The sequence below is a fragment of the Telluribacter humicola genome (assembly GCF_017355935.1).
In the GTDB taxonomy this organism is placed as follows: Bacteria; Bacteroidota; Bacteroidia; order Cytophagales; family Spirosomataceae; genus Telluribacter; species Telluribacter humicola.
Genome location: NZ_JAFIQT010000001.1, coordinates 2,019,287 through 2,040,337, shown reverse-complemented (window position 1 = coordinate 2,040,337; position 21,051 = coordinate 2,019,287). Strand labels below are relative to the sequence as shown.

Here is a 21,051-nt window from a genome sequence, read left to right as displayed (position 1 = left end):
AAGAATTATTGCATATCAAACTGCTTCATCTTATTATAAAGCGTCTTGCGGTCAATGTTCAACAAGCGGGCTGCTTTACTTTTATTGAAGTTTACCTGACGAAGCACCTGCATAATCATATCGTACTCAGCTTCATTGGCAACTGTTTTAAGACTAGGCTTCTGCTCTGCCTCAGGTGTAGGCTCTATGGTGGTACTTATAGATCCAAATTCTGTATCAAGTTCTTTGAGCTTCTGATAATTTACAATTTCGAAGGGCAACGTTTTCTCTTCGATATACTCCCCATCCGAAAGAAGCGTGGCACGCTTGATCACATTTTTCAGCTCCCGAAGGTTACCCGGCCACTCGTAATTCATGAAGTCATTGATCACATCATCTGAGAATCCCTTCACCTGTTTGTTCAGCTCTTCGTTAGTAGAGTCCAGGAAGGCTTCGGCAAAGAGCATAATATCTTCTTTCCGATCACGTAAGGATGGAACAACAATCGTAAACTCATTGAAACGATAGTAAAGATCCTCACGGAACTTGCCTTTCTTGGCAGCATCCAGTAGGACTTCGTTACTTGCCACGATGATACGTACATCCAGATCTATCTCCTTATTTCCACCGATCCGGCGCATACGACGCTCCTGCACTACCCGCAGCAGAGCCATCTGAATTTCGTACGAGAGGTTAGCAACCTCATCCAGGAACAGGGTACCACCATTGGCCATTTCGAAGTGGCCAATCTTGGTTTGTAAAGCTCCCGTAAACGATCCTTTCTCGTGACCGAACAGTTCACTACCCGCAAGTTCTTTGGAGATGGCGCCACAGTCCATCGCTACGAATGGCTTGTTCTTACGGCTCGACCGATTATGTATTTCGTGAGCAATGGCTTCCTTACCAGAGCCACTTTCACCGTAGATAATCACACTATAATTGGTGGGGGCTACCAGGTCAATCTGGCGGTATAACTCTTCGGCTATCTTGCTCTGCCCCATGATGTAGCCTGACTTCAGTCGGAAAGGCATTTTACCCGGCGTAGTACTTGGAGTACTCGCCTTGGTTTCGCTTTCGGCCTGTGAGGCTTCCTCACCGGTGTTATTTTCGGCGTCTTTGAGAGCCTTATTAACTGTTACCAGAATCTCGTCCGGAAACAGCGGCTTGGTAATATAATCATATGCCCCCTGCTTCATTACATTCACAGCTATCTTGATATCAGAGTAGCCGGTTATAATAAGCACGGGTATATGCGGCAATTTGGACTTAATGTTAATCAGTAATTCGGACCCTGTAATGTCCCCTAACCGGAAGTCTGTCATCACGAGGTCTGGCTTGAACTCATCTACCAGTTGCAAGCCTCGTTTTCCGGTCTGGGCCGTTTCGACCTGAAAATCATTCTTGGTCAAAAAACGCTTGAGGAGCATACAGATGTCCGCTTCGTCATCAACCACTAGTATTTTTTTCATATAAGTATGGTAAGTAGGGTTTGCCTATATCACTACACGCAAGCGGGCAGTAGGTATATTTAGTTGTTCACGGTACTTAGCTACGGTGCGCCGTGCCACGTTGTATCCGCGATCGGCAAGCATATCGGTGATTTGTTGATCGTTCAAAGGATGACGCTTATCTTCTGCATCGACGATTTCACGAATAGCCTCCTGTATAGCCCGGTTAGAGACTTCGGTACCATCCTCACTAGCTACTCCTTCAGTAAATAAGTCTTTTAACAAAATAATGCCAAAGGGTGTCTGTACGTACTTATTGGTCGTCACCCTGGAGATCGTAGAGATATCCATATCGATCATTTCGGCAACATCTTTCAGGATCATGGGGCGTAGCTTCTTGATATCCCCCGTCTGAAAGTAATCGTACTGCAGCCTCACGATAGCCTTCAAGGTATTAAGCATCGTGGTTTCGCGCTGCTTAATGGCATCAATAAACCACTTAGCCGAATTGATCTTGTTCTTCAGGAACTGGTTTGTAGCCCGGTCGTTCTTCTTTTCGGCCATTTCTGTAAATAGCTTGCTCATTCGCAGAGCAGGGCTATTTCCCCAGGCTAGCTGTACTTCTATATCGCCGTCATCCGTATAGCGCAACAGGAAGTCAGGCTTGATACTATCATTGATCAGTGCGTCGTTCCGGAGGCTAGAGGCAGGTTTGGGATTAAGTGATGTAATCAGCTGAATAGCGTTTTTGAGCTCTTCTTCGCCAATTTCGAGCACCCGCATTATTTTATCATAATTGCGTGAGCCTAGTTCATCGAAGGTTTCTGACACTATTTTACGGCCTAATTCCCAATTTTCGCCTTTGTGGTTCATGCGGTCAAGCTGGATCAGGAGACACTCCTTTAAGTCCCGCGCGGCAATTCCAGCCGGATCCAGTTGCTGTATCATTCTCAGCATTGATTCCACCTCATCAGGATCCACAAATATGCTGTTGGCAAAGGAGATATCATCGGCCATGACATCACTTTCGCGGCGCAAAAATCCGTCCTCGTCAAGTGAATCTAAGATAAAGTCGGCTATAAGTTGCTGACGCTCATTCAGTCGGAGAAAGTGAACCTGTTCTTTAAGTTCATCTCTGAATGAAACCGTCTCGACCATCGGGCGGGTGTATAGCTCGTCATCAGCCGAGAAGTTATTGGCGTAGGTTTTATAATCAGGAATATCATCATCTCTGAATTCATCCCAATCGTAATAGTCCTGCATAACGGGCACTTCGTCATCGCCCACTCCTACCGTTTCACCCGGGTCCAGTAAATCCTCTACTTTTTCTTCTTCCGTTGAATTCTCATCCTTACCCTCTTCAAGCACAGGGTTTTCCTCCATCTCCTCCTTAATACGCTGCTCCAATTCCAAAGTGGTCAAATGCAAAAGATTGAGCATTTGAATTTGTAGCGGAGAGTATTTCAACGTTTGTCGTTGAACTTGGGTTTGTCGCTGCATACTTATTTAATAATATTTGTGTTAGCGTATCTCAAAATCTGATTCCACATTCGTTTAGGTCACTTGGTCTAAACTTCTTTTAGTAGAAGCCCCAACTTATAACCACTTAACTATCAATTTGACTAACATTCGTATAGCTTATTTTTTTATGTCTCAGGAATACCAAACTGGCACTGTAAATGTAACCATTTTTCGTGAGTAATTATTTCTACACTCTGTGTATTCTTATCCGATTTGTGTACTTTTTACTCAGTAGTCCTCTATAATGAATCTTACCTCTCTACGCTTATTAAACAGATCATTGGACGAGCGTCAGCTTACATGGGCTATCCGTTTTCTGTTTGGTATATCTATCCTGCTCATCATCGCTTTATCATATAGTTATCATAAAATCAATGAGGAGCTGATTTTCTACTCTGAACGGGTTGATCACACCCAGCAGATTATGAATACCCTCGAGAAAACTTCATCAAAATTTTATCAAACTGTCTATCATGGACGCACCTATCTGCTACTACGGGATGAAGCAAATAAACGAGCCATCCACAAGCACATAAGCGATCTGGACCCTCTGCTGAACCAGCTCGATTCACTCATTACCCCTCCTCCCCTCAATAAGCGGGTCAAGGAACTGGAGGCTACACTGGACGAGCTATACGAAAGAACTCACATATACTGGACCGATAGTACTTACACTGCCAACCGACAGGATCAGGAGGCACTACTACGGGATGCCTCCGTCCTGATAGCCGAGGCCAACCGCATTATGGATGACCTGAGTATAGCACAAACTAAATTGATGCATAACCGGATGCAAAGCCGGGATAACTACAAGAAGCAGGTATTCCGGTACAACTGGGTAATTATGCTGGTAGCTCTGGTGTTTTTAACCGCTTCGTTTATCCTGCTTGATCGGGAACTCCGTCGCAACAACCTGTATCGGATAGAACTGGAAAATAAAGTTGAGAACCTCAACCGCTCTAATAATGAACTTGAGCAGTTTGCGTACGTAGCTTCCCATGACCTTCAGGAGCCTTTACGTAAGATACAATCCTTCTCGGACCGTCTGCTGCTGAAGCACAGGCAGCAGCTCAAAGGCGATGCTCTGATCATGCTAGACAAAATTAACGATTCTGCTCAACGTATGCAACTGCTTATTAATGACTTACTTGCCTTTTCAAGACTTGTTAATCCGGGAGATAACGCGCAGGAGGTAGACCTCAATGAAATACTGAAAGAAGTAAAAAGTAACCTATCGGAAACTATTAAGGAGCGTAATGTTGTTATTGACTCGGCGTATTTGCCTGGCTTGGAAGCATATCCGGTGCAAATGATTCAGCTCTTTCAAAACCTTGTCTCTAATTCCATAAAATATAGTAAACCAGAGGTTATACCTCATATCACTATTTCTTATAAATTAGTGGGAGGCAGTGAGATACCTAACATTAAGCCCGCTCATAAAGAATTACAGTTTCACCGGATTGAATTTGCTGATAATGGCATTGGTTTCAGCCCCGAATATGCTGAAAAAATATTTGTCATATTTCAAAGATTACACGGCCGGGGTGAGTTTGAAGGAACAGGTATAGGCCTTGCCATATGTCGCCGGGTTATATCTAACCATAATGGCTATATTATTGCCGAAGGACAGGAAGGGAAAGGTGCTAAATTTTTTATATATTTGCCGATACAACCTTTTATTAGCTAGAAGAACATACCTCATGATTAATCAGAGCATATTAATGGCTGATGATGACGCTGATGACCGCTTTCTGGTACAGGCTGCATTTGAGGACAACAACATCCCACACCATATACTCTTCTTTGAGGATGGTGAACAGTTACTTAATCACCTAAGTACTACCTCGGGTGACAATGCTCCTTCTTTTATCCTGCTTGATCTGAATATGCCAAAACGGGATGGCCGTGAGGTATTAAAGGTATTGAAATCTGATAAGCAACTTCGTTCGATTCCAATTATTATTTTCAGCACTTCCAAAGCGCCAGATGATGTTAACTCATCGTATTTTCTGGGTGCCAATAGCTACGTTGTAAAGCCATCGAGTTATGAGCATCTGAAAGATGTCATTCAGAAAATCAGCGACTTTTGGTTAAATACAGCAATGATTCCCTCATAACTTATGAGGGAATCATTGTTTGTGGCGTGCTAGCATCAGTAGCTGGCAGCGCTGTATTATCATTATATGATGTAGTATAGGTAGTGTCAGTGGTCGTTGTGGCCACAGGGTATGTATATCTTTCCTCCGGTTTTTCTTCAGTAACATCTTTTAACCACCGCAATCCCATGATCAGCCACTTCTCTCCGTGGCGGTTGGTATAATTAACAATAGCATTGTTAATCATGTGGGGTACGATGTAGTTCAGAGGAGTAGGTAGCTTTCGTAGTACAGTTTTACCCATTACGGCAGTTACACCTGCCTGGATACTCTTGGCCATTACCCCCTGATAGCGGTTTTTGAATAAATCTCCCATCAGGAAGGTTACTCGCCGTACGGGTTCTGTTTCTCCAAGCCAGGTATCAGTATCTTCTTTGAGCTTGGATTTGGCTACCTCCAGGTCATTATGAGCCAGAGCACGCTGTGCCCGCAAATCATCTACTGTTTTTATCATTGTCATCTTTTTCTCGGTATAGGGATTCAAGGATAGAATTCATAAGTGGTAAAAAAATCCACTTCTTACGGTTACTGAACAGCACGCCTCCTACGATAGCATAGATCGCAGCTACGATCAAATAGCCAGCAGGAATGCTATCCAGCATATCACCTACCCACATGGCAATAGCAATACTCAGGAATACAAGAGATATAAGACCAATTACTGCCAGCGCCAGGCCGGTAATGATAGACGAGGCTACATTGGCGGTTTTCTCAGATATCTGCAGAGCAATTACATTCCAGCGAGCCTCTGCGTAGTCAATCAAATGACCAAAGGTTTCTTCAGCTTTAGTTTTGGCGTCTTGCAGTAACATAATATTCTTAGCTTAGGTAAAATAATAGTGTGTGTACAGATGCGGGTATAGGTATCACTATCACCATGTACAAGTAAGTGGGATAAGAGGTAATGCATATATGCCTTAGGCACTACCTCTTTTGATCAAGGCTTAAATACCTGTACTTGTTCCGGTAGAGCCAATAGTACCAGTCCCGGTAGTGCCGGTAGTAGTTCCAGTGGTTCCTGTTGTTCCAGTAGTACCGGTAGTTCTTGATCTATAAGCCAAATCTCTGTCAGAGTCCTGATCATTATCATCTGAGTTGTAGCGATCTCTTAATTCCTGGCTTTGGGTATTCAGTCGTGATGCAGCATCACGTACCTTTGTTTTACCCTGTTCCAGTTTATCAAGCATATCAGTGGCCCAGTCATTGGCTGAACGTTTGATTCTTCTGCGGGTGTTGGTACCTTCCTCGGGTGCGAATAGCATTCCGATAACAGCACCGGTTGCAGCGGCTGTAACAATTCCCCAAAATACTTTGCTGTTAGTCATGGTTTTTGTTTTTTTGGTTAACATTTAAAGTTGATGCTCATTTTGGTACTAAACCTAAAAAACCCCGTTCCATAGCATAATAGAGCCTTATTGAGATATTTTTAAGCTTATGTACTATCTTACCGAGAATAGCTTTCTACATGTTGTGGAATGAAGTTCCTGCACAGGAGTATCATCCAGAGGATAAGTAGAGTACACAGATGGCAAGATTATTTTAGTTTATTATCTAATGCTCAATTTTAATTGAGTAGTTTGGTTGTTACATTTGCAAATGATATCCTATACACAACAACCCACAGATTGGAGTTCGCTAATTAATATGCCCCATATGAATATTGTAATTATAGAAGACGAAGTAGATCTAGGCATATTGATTCAAAAGTTTTTACTCAGACAAGTAAAAACTAAATCCCCTGACACTACTATCAAAGTAGCTACTACGATCAGTGATGGCTTGACTTATGTGAATGAGTTAAAGCCACAGTGGGTATTTCTTGACAATAACTTACCGGACGGAAAAGGCATTAACGAGATTGAAGCTATCAAAGCAATGGGTATTCGGATTGTGATGATGAGCGCTATGTCAAACCTTCGGGACGAAGCATTGAAGAAAGGGGCTGATTATTTCCTGGATAAGCCTATCAGCTTTGTCGAAATTACCAAGATCATAAATAATCAGCATCCTACTAATGAATAGAGCTAAAAACCAGCTCCCGCCAATTTTCAGCTCCAATAGTATAGTAACCAGTATTATACCTATATCTTTAATCTAGTGACCTTCCCTGAAACCGTACCGGTTTCTAGTGCTTACCACTTATGCTACTTCATCAATCACCTGAGTAGATACTTTACCATTTAATTCCTTTCTGGCCCTGCTACTATCATCTTCATCACCGGCCGGAGCTACATTGTCTGATCCTAATGGTTCTCCAAGTATATATCCGAATGGTTTTAGACGTTCAGAGTGATCAAAAACTACCTTCAGGATGGCAATTAAAGGGAGCGCCAGGACCATACCCGGTATACCCCAGATAGTTCCTCCGAGTACCAGAGCTACAATTGCCATCATAGGATTAATACTGATCTTAGAGCCTACTATGTAGGGAGTAATAAAATTACCTTCTATAAACTGAATAAATACAAAGGCCCCCGCCACCCCAAGGGCATACATGGGTGAGTCTTTGGTGATTAAAGCCATCGCTATCGGCAGAAGCGACCCAATGATAACTCCTATGTAAGGAATGAGTAACAGCAAGGCCGCAAAGAAACCGAAGAACACCGCGTATTCAACATCCAGCACCAGCAGGCTGATTGTGTTAAGTGAACCTACTATAACCATCACAATGAATAGTCCGGCCAGGTAGTTGTGTACTACATCATAGATCCTTAGCAGGATGCGGTTGACGCGGCGTTTCTCCTCCCTGCCCAATAGCTTATACAGAAAGCTACAAAAGAAGTTGCGGTAGTAAAGCATGAAGAACATATATAAAGGTACCAGCAATGTGTCGGCTAGAGTCGCAGTGGTAGACATCAGAACTGCCGAGCCACTATCACTTATCATAGCCGCTGACATCTCCTGCAGCTTGTTCATCTGGCTGTTGGGCTGGAATCCGAAGGTACGGTACCCCATAAGTTGAAGCTCCCAGAGCCATTCTCTCCCTTTGCGTAAGAGCTCGGGCCAGATGGCAATCATCTCGGTGATCTGCATGGTGACGAAGTACAGTATACCAGCGATCAAACCTAAGAATAGTACAATCGTAACACTTATAGCACCAATGCGGGGTACTCCTTTCTCTTCTAGCTGAATAGTAATGGGTGAAACAAGTACTGACAGCAGACTAGCAACTAGTAAAGGAACGAGCAGCCCTTTTAAATAAATCATCCAATAGACACCTAGTGTCACCACAACCATTGTAGCTGCTATTCTAAGGATTTTGGGATATGGCTTTACGATATTCATTTGATAAACCGGATCAACTTGCCTCTAAACCGCCATACACAATAAGCCATTGTATATGCTATGCTTCTTCTTCCTACAATTCGTACGCCAGCAAGCCAGGGTACCTTTTCGGCTACCGTCTTTCTATAAACTGTTCTTTTTTGCGTACAATATTCCTCATAATGCTATCTCACTCCCCACCGTATCCATTACAGGGCTTAACAAAAAAAATAGTCAGGTCATGCGACCCGACTATTTTGCTTCCTTAACCATAAACCACCACATCGTATCATGAGTAATCTAACGCCTCTCCAATGTGTGCTTGCCGTAGATGCTAAAAAACCTGTGCCAAAAGCAGAATCCCGGTTATAGCGACTATTAAATCAAAATTGAACTTTTTGAGTACTTCCTTTCTCTCTTTCGTTGAATTACGGGCAGGAAATTCCACATCACCTGCTGGTATATACGCTTTTCCTGATTGGTATCCCTTTTTCTGTACAAACTGATACCAACGCCTTCTTTTGCGAAGGCTAACTTTTTGTTCACTAACATAACATCAACAAAAATGAAGAAGACATCATATGTGTTAGCTGCAATGCTGACAATGGGAACATTTGCTTTTACCGCCTGTTCGGACCGGACTCAAAATAACGCAGAGCAAACTGCTGAGTCAGCCGGAGACGACATGGAGCGTAATATGGAAACTGCTGAAGCTACCTGGGAAACTGAAAGAGAGGAAACCAGAAGAGAAATCACTGAAACAAGAACAGAGATTGACAGAGAGATAGAAGAAGCAGACAGAGAGATAGAAAGAGCCAGTGCTAATGAGAAAGCTCGCTGGCGCGATCGCAAACGTGCATTAGAAGATGAGCGTAAAGAACTGGATCGATCACTTGATCGTCTGGAAAAAGAAACCAAAGAAACCTGGCAGGATTTCAAGCAGGGAGTAGATAATACTATTACCGAGATCCGCAAAGAGATTAACAATACAGATAACGATTAATAATGGCTCATCTGGTTGACTAAATTCAAAAACGTCGCTCTCATTGAGAGTGACGTTTTTTATGGTACCTGTCTCAATGCACGCGAAGCGGAAACTACTAGTAGTTTCCGCTTCGCGTGCATTGATAGGAATGTGTAGTCTTAATTATCAATGGTGAGATTCCGCATTTCTCAATACTTTGATCCGGTCATAAGCCATCAGTATTTCATCGTATTGATTTTGAATCAGAGTTCTCATTTCCATCGGGATCACCATCTCTTCGGTGTTAAGTACTTTCTCGTAGCCTTCTCTAAGAACCTTATCGCCATGCTCACATTCATTCAGTACAGCTTCGCGGTCCCGGTCGGTCAGGGCTGATTTCAGATCCATCCAGGCTTTGTGCAGCTTACCGGCGAAGGTACTGTCTTCGGGTATCTTACCGTTATAGTTGATCAGCTCACTGTTCAGTTCTGACTTAAACTTCTTGCTTTGGGTTATGTAGTGGTCAAATAGCATGATCAGGTCACGATCACGATCTTCGGTATCTTCCTTGGCATGCTCATAGCCTTTAATACGATCAATATGTAGTTTTACGAGCGACTGCAGTGCGCCGTGAATTTTCTCATCATAATTAGCCATAATAGTGTTTGTTAAGGTTTCAAATGTGTTTTTATCTACTTGATTTTGTCCTGTGCTGAATAACCAGGGTAAGGGGTAAACAAAGGAGGGACAGCTTTTACCGTCCCTCCTGTATATATGAATCTATCCTTGTTAGTCAGCAATGGAGTGTAGCTGACGAATACGACTATAGGCTGACTTTATAGTCTCGTACTGCTTCTGTAAAACAGTACGAAGGGCCATCGGGATACGGGTATCATCTTCGTCGTACTTAAGCACATCTTCGTAAGCTCCTACAATAGTCTGCTCTCCAAACTCACATGAGCTCAGAACCGACTCCCGGTCATTTTTCGTAATGGCCGCTTTAAGATCCATCCATGCTTTATGCAGGTCACCCAGGAATTTGTTATCGTCGGGTACCTCACCACCGTATTTTACCATTTCGCTGCTAAGTTCATTCTTGAACTCCCGGCTTTGATTAGCATACGTAGTAAACAGCGATTTCAGATCAGCATCTTTTGTATCATCTTTCGCTCTCTCATAACCTTCAATCCGGTCGTAATGGAGCTTGATAAGGTTATTCAACTCTTTCTGAGCTTTTTCAATGCTATGTTCCATGAGTGTAAGTATTTATAGTATAACTCCATACGGGTAGTCAAAAAACTTTGCCAAGGTTCAGCACGATTGAGGCTTAGATGATCTGGGGAAAATAAAACCCTCGGAATAAGAGGTAGTGACAGAGGATGTATAGGCTTTTCTACAAAAAAAGGTGTCTGTACGCTCTACGTACAGACACCTTGCAATAGTTATACTATATAACGTACAGGGCTACTTAAGGGGCAGGTGCACCTCAGCCATCATGCAGCGTGCCGAGCCGCCGCCATTACCCTCAATCATAGACAGATCAGCATGTACTAACGATGCATAGTCATCAAGCGCGTCTATTTGCTGAGGTGTCAGTGATTCATACGCACTGGTCGACATCACCAGCAGCTTTTCATCCTTCTTATTACGCACCATCAGCATATTTCCGGCAAATTGACGTACCTGATCCAGCGTGATCTCAATAATATACTTACCAGTTTCTTCCAGTATAGAACGTACACTATGCCGCTGGTCAGGATCCTTGATCGCCTCCAGACATATTACGGCAAACACGTCTCCCACACACATCAGTACATTGGTATGGTAGACAGGTACATCGTTTTCGTCCGATGCTTCAAACTTAACAACTTCGTAGCCCGTAGCTTCAGCAAATGCATCCAGTACATCCGAATGAGTTCGTGGAGAGAGGCAGGCATAGGCTACCTTGTAACGACGATCCAGTACCATGCTACCGGTACCTTCCAGGTACTTCCCTTCGTTTTCAAAATGGGTAAGATCTATGATCTCTTCTACATGGAATGACTTTCTCAAGTCTTCGATGATATCCATGCGTCGCTCGGCCCGCCGGTTAGGGGCCATCATAGGATAAAGCACCACCTTTCCACTCTGGTGGAACGACACCCAGTTATTCGGAAAGATCGAGTCAGGCGTATAGGTACTGGCTGTATCATCATAGATTACCAGCTCCACCCCCGCCGACACCAGCTGAGTTGTTATCTGCTCAAACTCCTGAAGGGCCTTTTGCTGGGCTACTTTACGGTTCTCGTCGGCAAATTCGCGATCCTGAAACTCATTACTACCAGCAGTCTGCTCATTAAAGGCAAACTGTACCGGACGGACCATCAGGATACGGGAGGTAGCCTGTGGCTGCACCTGCGTGGATGTACGGATACTACGCATAGGCTGTGGTTGATTCAACGATTCGGTATTTGCGAATTTACTCATGAAATTATCTGATTGCAAGAAAGATGGCTCCATTATACACTACTATCACACCAGTTTTAAAGTTCGTCTCTGAATATAGGCATGCTCATACAGTGCGAACCACCGCGAGCGCGTGAAAGTTCGGAAGATGGAAGCATGATATAGGTGTCCGTTATAGTATCCGGCGAAAGCTCATCCTTTTCAAATTTTTCAAGCAGGTCAGCCGCTTTTATTACATTGAATCCGGCGCTTTTGAATGCCTCCAAAGTCTTGTCGTTCCGGTCATAGCCGATTACCACGCCGTCTTTCAGCGCCAGCAGATTACAGGAGTCCGTCCACTGCTCCCGCTCTCCGAACGGAAACTCATTATTACCCGAGTAAATGAACTTCACCTCTTCTTTGGCCCCAAGGTCATTCTGGCTAATGTCCGTCAGCAAGTCTTCCAGGTTTTCAATTTCAATAGGCTTGTGCTCGAGTCCTTTGTAGAACTGCAGGATCTTCATTTTCTTCTCGGTCATATCCTTAGGTGCGAAGAAGTGCAGTACATCTTTCTTCCTTGAATCATCCCCCTGCCGGGCCAGCGATCCCAGCAGTACCCACATGTTCTTTTTTACTTGGGTAAATACCGTGTCGATGTGCATATAGTCCCGCTTCTTGGGAATCTGCACTATGGTGATAGTATCTACTACATTCCGCTCAAAAAGCAGCCGCATGACCTGCTGAGCCGCGTATAGAGAAGTACGCTCACTGCAGCCAATCAGCAGGTGCCGGGGTGCCACCATCATGACATCTCCGCCTTCCAGCGTGGAGCGGTTGAAGTCATTTTGCTGCTCATCGTCGGGCAACAGGAAGTGGTGATCGTTATTGGGTATCTCTATGATATTGTCCCGGTACTTCCCAAACATCGGATGGTGGAAGAATATGTACTGCGCCAGCAGCGACTCCCGCGTACGTGCCGTCTTGGCGGGCTTATTGAGCAGGATATGGTCGTTGATAACAATACCAATATCCCGGGTAAATATCAGGTTAGGGAGCGGTGCGAATAGCATACGCTTGGTACCATCCGGCAATGATCCTGATATGAATATCTTTGCCAGCTCATTCGGATCGTACTCTTTCAAGTCCTGCTGCGTCTTGAAGGAGCACCGCTCTATGCCACAGATGGAAGCGATCAGCTGGCTACGTATCTCTTCGTCTTCCAGGATCTCGCACAGCAACCGCTGCAGATCAATTACACGGTCTGAATTAAAATAGCCATTAACGCCCGGCTTATAGAAATTCCGCTCCGGGTCACTGTCAATAGCACTGATATTCCCTTTGATTTTGTCAGGGTCCAGGAAGTAGAGCAGCAGCTTGACGTAGTAATCATACTCGTTGCGGCGCATCGTATCCAGGTGAACGATATCCTCAAACAGCCAGTCCTGCGCTTTAGAAGGAATTACCTTACCCAGACCTCGGTCGGGGCTATGTATTAGGAGTTTCCGCAGGCGACCTACTTCTGACGATACTTTTATGGTAGTAGAAAGAGGTTTACTATTCTTCATAAGTTGATGAAATGCTTCTGAACGCAAAGTAAGTTGAATATTTCTTAATAAAAAGCAGCCTTCCGCTCCCCTGCCTAACGCTCCGGATTGTGCCCGATTGTCTAAAATTCGTACAGCAATAAAGGCATACTGATGTCACAATAAATAGTTAACAATATATTTATAAGTCCCCGTTCCATCCTCTCAGAGTCCCTCTGGCATGTACTTATTGTCACTTAAATAGGAGGCAAAAGCTTATATAAATTACAGATTATGAATGAGTTCTAAAAAACTCGCCGTTGAGGAACATCCTCGCTTTAATAGGGGTTATAGATAACAGAAGGTTGTTGTTTAGAAACATTCTACTCCTATTTTCTTTAACCGCCAAAGCTTACTACTTTTGCGAATTAATAATTACTAATTAACTGCGTAAATCTGTTATGCTCAAAATCAATGACTTGCGAGCCTCAATCGAAGGCAAAGAGATATTAAAAGGAATAAATCTGGAGGTAAAACCCGGTGAAGTACACGCTATCATGGGCCCTAACGGTTCCGGAAAGAGTACACTAGCCTCGGTTCTGGCCGGACGTGAGGAGTACGAAGTTACCGGTGGAGCAGTGGAGTTTAGTGGAAAGGATTTGTTGGAAATGGCACCCGAAGTACGTGCTGCCGAAGGTATATTCCTGGCGTTTCAGTACCCCGTAGAGATACCCGGTGTTACGACCATTAACTTCCTGAAGACCGCAGTTAACGAAATTCGTAAGTACCAGGGCCTCGACCCGCTGGATGCTGCTCAGTTCCTGAAAATGGTTCGTGAAAAAGCTAAAATGGTTAATATGAACGATTCGCTGCTCAAGCGTGCCCTGAACGAAGGTTTCTCGGGTGGTGAGAAGAAGCGTAACGAAATATTCCAGATGGCGGTACTCGAGCCTAAGCTGGCGATCCTGGACGAAACTGATTCAGGACTTGATATTGACGCGCTTCGTATCGTATCCGAAGGGGTTAATAAACTGCGTACTCCTGAGCGTGCTACTATTGTTGTGACTCACTACCAGCGCTTACTTGACTATATTGTTCCTGATTACGTACACGTACTATACAAAGGTCGTATCGTGAAGTCAGGTCCGAAAGAGTTGGCTCTCGAGCTGGAAGAAAAAGGCTATGACTGGATCAAGGCCGAAGTAGAAGCTGAAACTGCCCAGTAATTGGTGCTGTTTTTCTTCATCATATTAAGTCAAATTACGCAATGAGTACAGAAACTATAGATCTGAAAACCCGTCTGGTCACCGACTTTTACGCTCGTGAAGCGGTGATGAACGGGGAAGCACAAAGTGAATTTCACCAGACCAAGCGTCAGGCGCTTGGAATATTTGAGGACAGGGGCTTCCCTACTCCCCGTAATGAGGAGTGGAAGTATAGCAACGTCCGTGACCTGATCAGCCATCAGTACCAGTTTGCCGGTGAGCATGCCGTTACCGAAGAGGTAATAGATTCGCTGCGCATCGCCAACCTGACCGGTAATATTCTTTATATCGTTAACGGCCGTTTCGAAGAAAAACTATCTACTATAGTATCACCGGCAGATCAGCTGCAGATCAAGCCCCTGCACGAGGCCATCAAAGAAAGACCCGAGTTGGTAAGTACCTATTTTGGTCAGTTGGCTAAGAGTGAGTCGGATTCATTCACCGCTCTTAATACTGCTTTTGCTCACGATGGCGTGTTCATACATGTACCTGCGGGTAAGGTAGTAGATCACCCTGTCATAATTCGTTTCATTTCGGATGCCCGCGCCGAGAACGTAGGTTCTAACCCACGCAATCTGTTCATCGTAGAGCAGAATGCGCAGGTAAAAATTGCTGAGTCTTACCGGACCATCGGTGAGGAGCGCTCATTTACCAATACCGTAACCGAAATCTTCGTAGCTGAAAGCGCTAACGTTGAGTACTACAAAGTACAGAACGAAGCTGAGAAGGCGTACCACGTAGGTACTACCCATGTACGTATTGTGGATAACAGCCACTTCTACTCGGCTACTGTTTCTTTGAACGGAGGCTTTATCCGCAACAACCTGAACATCGAACTGGATGGTCAGCACTGCGAAGCATTCATGTACGGCCTGTACTTCCCCGACGGAAAGCAGCACGTTGATAACCATACCCTGGCCGATCACCGCAAGCCTAACTCCTACAGCAACGAGTTGTACAAAGGGGTACTGCGTGACCGCTCAACGGGAGTATTCAACGGTAAGATCTTTGTTCGTCAGGATGCTCAGAAGACCAACGCTTACCAGTCGTGTAAGAATGTAGTACTCTCACCGGATGCTACCATGAATACTAAACCTCAGTTGGAAATCTATGCCGATGACGTGAAGTGTTCACACGGTACTACTACCGGTCAGCTAGACGAGGAGGCTCTGTTCTACATGCGTTCACGGGGTATCTCCAAGAATGAAGCTATGACTCTACTGATGTACGCGTTCTGTGAAGACGTAGTAAGTCAGATCAAAATAGATGCTATTCGTGAGCACCTCGAGGGTGTTATTACCGAGAAGCTGACGAAGAAGTAATACCGGTACCTGTCTGGCGTGTGCCCTGACAGGTACTTCAACTTATTACCCGACCTGTGAGTATGGTTGGGTATTTCTTTATAAAACCGCGCAACATGCCAACGATTCAAACAGATCTCAATATAGAGGCCATCCGCAATGACTTCCCGATCCTCAATGAGGTAGTCAACGGGAAGCAGCTGGTATACTTTGATAATGCGGCCACTACCCAGAAACCACGTGCAGTACTCGATGCTATCTCTGGCTACTACGAGCACTACAATGCTAATATACACCGGGGTATCCACCACCTGGCCGAAAAAGCTACGTCGGCTTTTGAAGCATCACGCCGCCGGATTCAGGAGTACATTAATGCCCCTCAGCACGAAGAGGTTATCTTCACCTACGGTACTACCGATGGGATCAACCTTGTAGCCCAGACCTACGGCCGGGCCTTCCTGAAAGAAGGAGACGAGATCCTCATCACTACCATGGAGCACCACTCCAACATCGTACCCTGGCAGATGCTCTGCGAGGAGAAGGGCTGTGTACTGAGGGTTATTCCTATCAATGACGCGGGTGAACTACTCATGGATGAGTACGAGAAGATGCTATCGGAGCGTACCAAGTTTGTCTCCGTTGTGCATGTTTCTAACTCACTGGGTACCATCAATCCGGTCGCTGAGATTATTGAAAAAGCCCATCAGGTAGGTGCCAAAGTACTTATTGATGGTGCTCAGGCTACCTCTCATCTCCATATAGATGTTCAGGCTCTGGACTGCGACTTCTTTACGTTCTCGCTGCACAAGATGTACGGACCTACCGGTATGGGGGTATTGTACGGCAAGAGAGAACTCCTGGAAGCCATGCCTCCGTTCCGTGGAGGTGGAGAGATGATCAAAGAGGTAACTTTTGAAAGGAGTACTTATAATGATCTTCCCTATAAGTTCGAGGCTGGTACTCCTAACATCGCTGATGTAGTAGCCGCCAAGTATGCCCTTGACTATGTAGCCTCACTGGGTAAGGATGCCATTGGTACCTACGAGCATGACCTGCTTACATATGCCACTGACGCTCTGCAAAGCATTGATGGCCTCAGAATCATAGGTACTGCCAAAGAAAAGATCAGTGTAATATCTTTTATACTGGATGGCGCTCATCACCAGGATACGGGCGTACTGCTGGATCAGCAGGGCATAGCTATCCGTACCGGTCACCACTGTACCCAACCCCTGATGCGCCGATTTGGTATTCCCGGAACCTCGAGGGCCTCTTTTGCGGTTTATAATACGACCGAAGAAATAGACCGTCTGGTGCAGGGTTTGCATAAGGTTAAGAAAATGCTAGGCTAATGAGTAATACGATAAACGAAATACAGGACGAACTCATCGAGGATTTTGAGTTGTTTGACGATTGGGAGAGTAAGTACGAGTACATAATAGATCTCGGCAAGCAGTTTCCCCCACTCGAAGAGCAGTACAAGACCGAAGAGAATATTATAAAAGGGTGTCAGTCCAAAGTATGGCTGCACGCCTTCATGGATGATAATAAGCTCCTATTCGAGGCAGACAGCGATGCTATCATAGTACGGGGTCTGGTGAGTATGCTGGTAAAGGTACTATCAGGTCATACTCCCGAAGAGATTGCCAAAAGTGACCTGTACTTTATGGAGCGCATTGGTCTGCACCAGCACCTGGCCCAGACCCGTTCTAACGGACTGGCCTCTATGCTAAAGCAGATGAAAGCGTACGCCATAGCCTATCAGGCTGTTAATAATTAGTAGATCTGAGCCGAAAGGATAACCTGTAATATTGCTACTACCATGACCGAAGCAGAACTAAGAGAAGATGTCGTAAAAGCCATTAAGTCCGTATATGACCCGGAGATACCGGTAGATGTGTACGAGCTGGGGCTTATCTACGACCTGAAAATATTCCCAGTGAATAATGTATACGTGCTGATGACGCTTACCTCCCCCTCCTGCCCCTCGGCTGGTACCATTCCCGCTGAGATTGAGCAGAAAATCCGGGAAGTAGAAGGCGTAAGTGATGTAAGCGTAGAGCTTACGTTCGATCCTCCGTATACAACTGAGATGATGTCTGAAGAAGCCAAGCTTGAGCTTGGTTTTATGTAAGCTTACTGACTGGTACTACCTGTTAGAGCTTGCTGTAATGAACTGAGTGAATTATACATTTTGAACATAAAAACCAATATACCTATGTACCCCCCACAATTAGTAGCTCCCATGAAGGCCGATCTGACTACTGTCGGATTTCAGGAATTGCTGTCTGCTGAGGATGTAGACAACTACATGCAGAATGCGAAAGGCACTACGCTGGTTATGATCAACTCCGTGTGTGGTTGTGCCGCCGGTGCTGCTCGTCCGGGTGTGAAAGCTGCTCTTCAGCGCAGCGAGATAAAGCCTGATAAACTGGTTACTGTATTCGCCGGTGTTGACAGAGACGCTACGGAGAAGATGCGAGAATATACGCTTCCTTATCCTCCCTCGTCACCTGCTATCGCCATCTTCAAGGATGACGAGCTGGTACACTTCATCGAACGTCACCATATCGAAGGTCGTTCGGCCGAAATGATTGCTCAGCACCTGCAAATGGCGTTTGAGGAATTTTGCGGAGAGAACGCTTAATAGCTCCTTTTTTTGTGAAGTAAATCCCTGCTGATTAAAATTTTCAGCAGGGATTTTTTGTTAAACTATCCTGCTCCTATTGACGTTGTGATAGGTATAAACCTCTATGTGCTATGCGCGGACATCATTTTTCTCAATATATACCCCAGGAACAAGGTGGCAACAGTAAGTTTGACCAGCTCCTGAACATCTTTCAGCAACTTCTGCTCATGACTTCCGGTGATGTATCACAGGCTATGTCATGGCTGAGCGAACTGGACCGTCAGTATGGCCTCACCAGCGACCAGTACGGCATTGGTGACTTCTTTGAAGACTTAAAGAAGAAGGGATACATCACTGAGGAAAACGAAGAAGGCCAGGTAGTGATGACGCCCAAGAGCGAGCAGAGCATCCGCCGGAGTGCACTGGAAGAAATATTCGGTAAACTGAAGCGCTCCAAGTCGGGTGGAAACCACCATACCCCCTACTCCGGTACGGGTGATGAGTTGAGTAGTGATATCCGTCCGTACCAGTTTGGAGACACGCTGGAGCAGATCTCCATGACTGAGTCCATCAAGAACGCCCAGGTCAACCACGGAATTGGTGATTTCAGGCTGATGGAAAATGACCTGGAAGTGGTGGAGAAAGAACAAAAGACGACTACCTCTACTGTGATGATGATTGACATTAGTCACTCCATGATCCTCTACGGGGAAGACCGCATCACTCCGGCCAAAAAGGTAGCCCTGGCGCTGGCGGAGCTGATCCGTACCAAGTACCCTAAAGACTCGCTGGATATCATTGTGTTTGGTAACGATGCCTGGCAGATCCAGATCAAGGACCTCCCCTACCTCGAAGTAGGACCTTACCATACCAATACCGTAGCCGGCCTGGAGCTGGCGATGGACCTGCTGCGCCGCCGCAAGACCCGCAACAAGCAGATATTCATGATTACGGACGGAAAGCCTACCTGCCTCAAGGAGGGTATCCGCTACTACAAAAATAGCTTCGGACTGGATCGCAAGATCATTAGCAAAACGCTGACGCTGGCTGCCCAGTGCCGCCGCCTGGATATACCCGTTACTACCTTTATGATTGCCTCAGACCCGTATCTGAAGCAGTTTGTGCAGGATTTTACTAAGGTCAATAATGGCCGGGCCTATTATAGCAATTTGCAGGGGTTGGGAGGCTTTGTACTGGAAGACTTCCAGCGCAACCGCCGCAAGAACATGAAATAATCTTAGTACTGTTCCTTCAAGGTTAGGTACGTATCGATACTGTTCTCAAGCCGGGGCTTTACAAACATCTTATCTACCTTATAGGAATGGCTCTTGGATATCAAGTCCAGTAACTGGTCATAAAACGCCTGTAATACCTTACGATGAGCTTGTCGCTCGGCATCATAATACGCCAGGGTCTTGATAGCCTGGCTAAGACTAAGTAATATCATGATGTCTCCGCTGCCGTAGATCTTGATGGGTTCAAAGGATTTGTAGAGTAATGATTCAAACGAAGTAACTTTCCACTTGAGTACTACCGGCCCTTTCTCATGGCAAGCCTGTCCCAGATCATCCCATTGCATCCGCAGACGAAACAAATCCGTTAAATAGTGAATACAAATCCGGGCAGTACCCGGATCATTAATACCGGGGCTCAAGGCCTTGATGGCAATCTCCATTAGCTGAGTAAAGCCATACGTATAGTTCTCATCAATATTTTCGCCGTGATAGTAGTGCAAATAGCTTAGTAGTTCCTCCTCAGCCTCCTCCGAAAGCTTATTTCTGACATCGAATATTTCCACAATGGGGATACCTGTAGGAATAAAATCGCCCACTTCTACTAAGATTCGTATCCTTATATTTTCCTTTTGAGCCAGTTTGATCAGCTCTTTTTTGTTGAATCGCTGTAAATAGCCTGACTGAACAGAAAGTATGATCTGCCCCTCTCCTTCATCCGGCCATTCTTTCTGCTGACCCGCTTCCTTACGATTTTCATCCACAAATACCTGCATATAGTGGAGAGTTCTCTTGTATGCCTGATAATGACTTCATTGGCCTGTATGGCCAGCGAGGCATTATGAATAAAAAATACAAACAGCACCAGACACCATAAGCCAAATATGATACTCATAAGTACTTCAGCACTTAGCAGTGGTATATCTTCTTCATTGTTGAAGTTGCCCAGGCTAACCATGCAGAAAAGGATAGATCCTAAATAGTTGCCCAACACTACCTGATTACTCTTATCACTGACAAGCCCTCTGAGTATCTTGGGTGAAAAACTACTGGATGCCTGACTTAGAACTACCATCACCATGGAGAAGCTGAGCACCATAAGGGAGATAATACTACCGATCAAAGTAGTAAGTATAGCCGTAGGTGTATCCAGACTTTCAAATGATAGCCAGGGGCGGTCAGCTAACCATTCTGATATGGCTGAATGCCTGGAATTAACCAGTACAATAGCAAAAACAAAATAAGCCAGACTAATCAGGGCAGGATAGAGTCCAATACTAGACCTTACCCCGCTCAGGAATTTATTTATATGCTCTCTTTTTCGCATAGTAAGTGATGTCACATG

At 45.0% G+C, this 21,051-nt stretch carries 23 protein-coding genes; 11 read left to right on the top strand and 12 right to left on the bottom strand.

From position 1 onward, the window contains the following. Positions 1-5: 5 nt before the first annotated feature. Positions 6-1,448, bottom strand: a complete 1,443-nt coding sequence (locus tag JUB14_RS08745; protein ID WP_207505479.1) for a sigma-54-dependent transcriptional regulator — start codon at positions 1,446-1,448, stop codon at positions 6-8. A gap of 24 nt (positions 1,449-1,472) precedes the next feature. Beyond that, positions 1,473-2,927, bottom strand: a complete 1,455-nt coding sequence (gene rpoN / locus JUB14_RS08740; protein ID WP_207505478.1) for an RNA polymerase factor sigma-54 — start codon at positions 2,925-2,927, stop codon at positions 1,473-1,475. A gap of 265 nt (positions 2,928-3,192) precedes the next feature. Between rpoN and JUB14_RS08735 the strand changes: the two genes are divergently transcribed. Both JUB14_RS08735 and JUB14_RS08730 read left to right on the top strand, forming a co-directional pair. Beyond that, positions 3,193-4,635 carry a sensor histidine kinase gene (locus JUB14_RS08735; RefSeq protein WP_207505477.1) on the top strand — a complete coding sequence of 481 codons (1,443 nt, stop codon included), beginning with the start codon at positions 3,193-3,195 and terminating at the stop codon, positions 4,633-4,635. 13 nt (positions 4,636-4,648) lie between these two features. Beyond that, the gene (locus tag JUB14_RS08730; protein ID WP_207505476.1) at positions 4,649-5,065 is read left to right on the top strand and encodes a response regulator; all 417 of its coding nucleotides are present in this window, start codon (positions 4,649-4,651) and stop codon (positions 5,063-5,065) included. A gap of 1 nt (position 5,066) precedes the next feature. Here JUB14_RS08730 and JUB14_RS08725 read toward each other — a convergent pair whose 3' ends face one another. The 3 genes from JUB14_RS08725 to JUB14_RS08715 all read right to left on the bottom strand — a co-directional run bounded on the left by JUB14_RS08725 (position 5,067) and on the right by JUB14_RS08715 (position 6,429). Further along, positions 5,067-5,564 carry a hypothetical protein gene (locus JUB14_RS08725; protein ID WP_207505475.1) on the bottom strand — a complete coding sequence of 166 codons (498 nt, stop codon included), beginning with the start codon at positions 5,562-5,564 and terminating at the stop codon, positions 5,067-5,069. Further along, positions 5,539-5,916: a phage holin family protein gene (locus JUB14_RS08720; protein ID WP_207505474.1), complete on the bottom strand. Its 378-nt coding sequence runs from the start codon at positions 5,914-5,916 to the stop codon at positions 5,539-5,541. The genes JUB14_RS08725 and JUB14_RS08720 overlap by 26 nt, the downstream gene beginning before the upstream one ends. 132 nt (positions 5,917-6,048) lie before the next feature. Further along, complete coding sequence (locus JUB14_RS08715; RefSeq protein WP_207505473.1) at positions 6,049-6,429, bottom strand: YtxH domain-containing protein; 381 nt, start codon at positions 6,427-6,429, stop codon at positions 6,049-6,051. Between the two features lie 328 nt (positions 6,430-6,757). Here JUB14_RS08715 and JUB14_RS08710 point away from each other — a divergent pair, with 328 nt between their 5' ends. Continuing rightward, a complete protein-coding gene (locus tag JUB14_RS08710; RefSeq protein WP_207505472.1) occupies positions 6,758-7,126 on the top strand; it encodes a response regulator in 369 nt (122 codons plus the stop codon). 117 nt (positions 7,127-7,243) lie between these two features. Here the strand turns inward: JUB14_RS08710 and JUB14_RS08705 are convergent, their stop codons facing one another. Next, on the bottom strand, positions 7,244-8,341 hold the full coding sequence (locus JUB14_RS08705; RefSeq protein ID WP_262897598.1) for an AI-2E family transporter: 1,098 nt from the start codon (positions 8,339-8,341) through the stop codon (positions 7,244-7,246). A 592-nt stretch (positions 8,342-8,933) separates the two neighbouring features. Between JUB14_RS08705 and JUB14_RS08700 the strand changes: the two genes are divergently transcribed. Continuing rightward, positions 8,934-9,371: a hypothetical protein gene (locus tag JUB14_RS08700; RefSeq protein ID WP_207505470.1), complete on the top strand. Its 438-nt coding sequence runs from the start codon at positions 8,934-8,936 to the stop codon at positions 9,369-9,371. A gap of 147 nt (positions 9,372-9,518) precedes the next feature. Here JUB14_RS08700 and JUB14_RS08695 read toward each other — a convergent pair whose 3' ends face one another. From JUB14_RS08695 to JUB14_RS08680, 4 genes are all read right to left on the bottom strand, one after another. After that, positions 9,519-9,989, bottom strand: a complete 471-nt coding sequence (locus tag JUB14_RS08695; RefSeq protein WP_207505469.1) for a ferritin-like domain-containing protein — start codon at positions 9,987-9,989, stop codon at positions 9,519-9,521. 132 nt (positions 9,990-10,121) lie between these two features. Further along, the gene (locus JUB14_RS08690) at positions 10,122-10,586 is read right to left on the bottom strand and encodes a ferritin-like domain-containing protein (RefSeq protein ID WP_207505468.1); all 465 of its coding nucleotides are present in this window, start codon (positions 10,584-10,586) and stop codon (positions 10,122-10,124) included. A gap of 210 nt (positions 10,587-10,796) precedes the next feature. Next, positions 10,797-11,753, bottom strand: coding sequence for a citrulline utilization hydrolase CtlX (gene ctlX, locus JUB14_RS08685; protein WP_207505981.1), 957 nt, complete (start codon positions 11,751-11,753; stop codon positions 10,797-10,799). A gap of 101 nt (positions 11,754-11,854) precedes the next feature. Next, entirely contained in the window at positions 11,855-13,321 is a 1,467-nt protein-coding gene (locus tag JUB14_RS08680) for an arginine deiminase family protein (protein ID WP_207505467.1), read from the bottom strand. A gap of 419 nt (positions 13,322-13,740) precedes the next feature. Between JUB14_RS08680 and sufC the strand changes: the two genes are divergently transcribed. The 7 genes from sufC to JUB14_RS08645 all read left to right on the top strand — a co-directional run bounded on the left by sufC (position 13,741) and on the right by JUB14_RS08645 (position 19,709). Further along, entirely contained in the window at positions 13,741-14,505 is a 765-nt protein-coding gene (gene sufC, locus JUB14_RS08675) for a Fe-S cluster assembly ATPase SufC (protein ID WP_207505466.1), read from the top strand. Between the two features lie 41 nt (positions 14,506-14,546). Next, the gene (gene sufD / locus JUB14_RS08670) at positions 14,547-15,866 is read left to right on the top strand and encodes a Fe-S cluster assembly protein SufD (RefSeq protein ID WP_207505465.1); all 1,320 of its coding nucleotides are present in this window, start codon (positions 14,547-14,549) and stop codon (positions 15,864-15,866) included. A 95-nt stretch (positions 15,867-15,961) separates the two neighbouring features. Beyond that, positions 15,962-17,197, top strand: coding sequence for a cysteine desulfurase (locus JUB14_RS08665; protein WP_207505464.1), 1,236 nt, complete (start codon positions 15,962-15,964; stop codon positions 17,195-17,197). Beyond that, a complete protein-coding gene (locus JUB14_RS08660) occupies positions 17,197-17,625 on the top strand; it encodes a SufE family protein (RefSeq protein ID WP_207505463.1) in 429 nt (142 codons plus the stop codon). Before JUB14_RS08665 ends, JUB14_RS08660 begins: the two co-directional genes overlap by 1 nt. A gap of 42 nt (positions 17,626-17,667) precedes the next feature. Then, a complete protein-coding gene (locus JUB14_RS08655) occupies positions 17,668-17,979 on the top strand; it encodes an SUF system Fe-S cluster assembly protein (RefSeq protein ID WP_207505462.1) in 312 nt (103 codons plus the stop codon). A gap of 84 nt (positions 17,980-18,063) precedes the next feature. Beyond that, positions 18,064-18,492 carry a BrxA/BrxB family bacilliredoxin gene (locus JUB14_RS08650; RefSeq protein ID WP_207505461.1) on the top strand — a complete coding sequence of 143 codons (429 nt, stop codon included), beginning with the start codon at positions 18,064-18,066 and terminating at the stop codon, positions 18,490-18,492. Between the two features lie 113 nt (positions 18,493-18,605). Continuing rightward, positions 18,606-19,709, top strand: a complete 1,104-nt coding sequence (locus tag JUB14_RS08645; RefSeq protein WP_207505460.1) for a vWA domain-containing protein — start codon at positions 18,606-18,608, stop codon at positions 19,707-19,709. 2 nt (positions 19,710-19,711) lie between these two features. Here the strand turns inward: JUB14_RS08645 and JUB14_RS08640 are convergent, their stop codons facing one another. Together JUB14_RS08640 and JUB14_RS27865 are read right to left on the bottom strand one after the other, a co-directional pair. Beyond that, positions 19,712-20,470: a DUF2254 family protein gene (locus tag JUB14_RS08640; protein WP_310586129.1), complete on the bottom strand. Its 759-nt coding sequence runs from the start codon at positions 20,468-20,470 to the stop codon at positions 19,712-19,714. Beyond that, positions 20,353-21,033, bottom strand: coding sequence for a DUF2254 family protein (locus tag JUB14_RS27865; protein WP_310586121.1), 681 nt, complete (start codon positions 21,031-21,033; stop codon positions 20,353-20,355). Before JUB14_RS27865 ends, JUB14_RS08640 begins: the two co-directional genes overlap by 118 nt. Between the last annotated feature and the right edge of the window lie 18 nt (positions 21,034-21,051).

Bases quoted from the DNA above. Each gene is read 5' to 3' on its own strand.
- JUB14_RS08745 (WP_207505479.1), bottom strand. From the start codon at position 1,448: ATGAAAAAAATACTAGTGGTTGATGACGAAGCGGACATCTGTATGCTC.
- rpoN (WP_207505478.1), bottom strand. From the start codon at position 2,927: ATGCAGCGACAAACCCAAGTTCAACGACAAACGTTGAAATACTCTCCG.
- JUB14_RS08735 (WP_207505477.1), top strand. From the start codon at position 3,193: ATGAATCTTACCTCTCTACGCTTATTAAACAGATCATTGGACGAGCGT.
- JUB14_RS08730 (WP_207505476.1), top strand. From the start codon at position 4,649: ATGATTAATCAGAGCATATTAATGGCTGATGATGACGCTGATGACCGC.
- JUB14_RS08725 (WP_207505475.1), bottom strand. From the start codon at position 5,564: ATGACAATGATAAAAACAGTAGATGATTTGCGGGCACAGCGTGCTCTG.
- JUB14_RS08720 (WP_207505474.1), bottom strand. From the start codon at position 5,916: ATGTTACTGCAAGACGCCAAAACTAAAGCTGAAGAAACCTTTGGTCAT.
- JUB14_RS08715 (WP_207505473.1), bottom strand. From the start codon at position 6,429: ATGACTAACAGCAAAGTATTTTGGGGAATTGTTACAGCCGCTGCAACC.
- JUB14_RS08710 (WP_207505472.1), top strand. From the start codon at position 6,758: ATGAATATTGTAATTATAGAAGACGAAGTAGATCTAGGCATATTGATT.
- JUB14_RS08705 (WP_262897598.1), bottom strand. From the start codon at position 8,341: ATGGTTGTGGTGACACTAGGTGTCTATTGGATGATTTATTTAAAAGGG.
- JUB14_RS08700 (WP_207505470.1), top strand. From the start codon at position 8,934: ATGAAGAAGACATCATATGTGTTAGCTGCAATGCTGACAATGGGAACA.
- JUB14_RS08695 (WP_207505469.1), bottom strand. From the start codon at position 9,989: ATGGCTAATTATGATGAGAAAATTCACGGCGCACTGCAGTCGCTCGTA.
- JUB14_RS08690 (WP_207505468.1), bottom strand. From the start codon at position 10,586: ATGGAACATAGCATTGAAAAAGCTCAGAAAGAGTTGAATAACCTTATC.
- ctlX (WP_207505981.1), bottom strand. From the start codon at position 11,753: ATGCGTAGTATCCGTACATCCACGCAGGTGCAGCCACAGGCTACCTCC.
- JUB14_RS08680 (WP_207505467.1), bottom strand. From the start codon at position 13,321: ATGAAGAATAGTAAACCTCTTTCTACTACCATAAAAGTATCGTCAGAA.
- sufC (WP_207505466.1), top strand. From the start codon at position 13,741: ATGCTCAAAATCAATGACTTGCGAGCCTCAATCGAAGGCAAAGAGATA.
- sufD (WP_207505465.1), top strand. From the start codon at position 14,547: ATGAGTACAGAAACTATAGATCTGAAAACCCGTCTGGTCACCGACTTT.
- JUB14_RS08665 (WP_207505464.1), top strand. From the start codon at position 15,962: ATGCCAACGATTCAAACAGATCTCAATATAGAGGCCATCCGCAATGAC.
- JUB14_RS08660 (WP_207505463.1), top strand. From the start codon at position 17,197: ATGAGTAATACGATAAACGAAATACAGGACGAACTCATCGAGGATTTT.
- JUB14_RS08655 (WP_207505462.1), top strand. From the start codon at position 17,668: ATGACCGAAGCAGAACTAAGAGAAGATGTCGTAAAAGCCATTAAGTCC.
- JUB14_RS08650 (WP_207505461.1), top strand. From the start codon at position 18,064: ATGTACCCCCCACAATTAGTAGCTCCCATGAAGGCCGATCTGACTACT.
- JUB14_RS08645 (WP_207505460.1), top strand. From the start codon at position 18,606: ATGCGCGGACATCATTTTTCTCAATATATACCCCAGGAACAAGGTGGC.
- JUB14_RS27865 (WP_310586121.1), bottom strand. From the start codon at position 21,033: ATGCGAAAAAGAGAGCATATAAATAAATTCCTGAGCGGGGTAAGGTCT.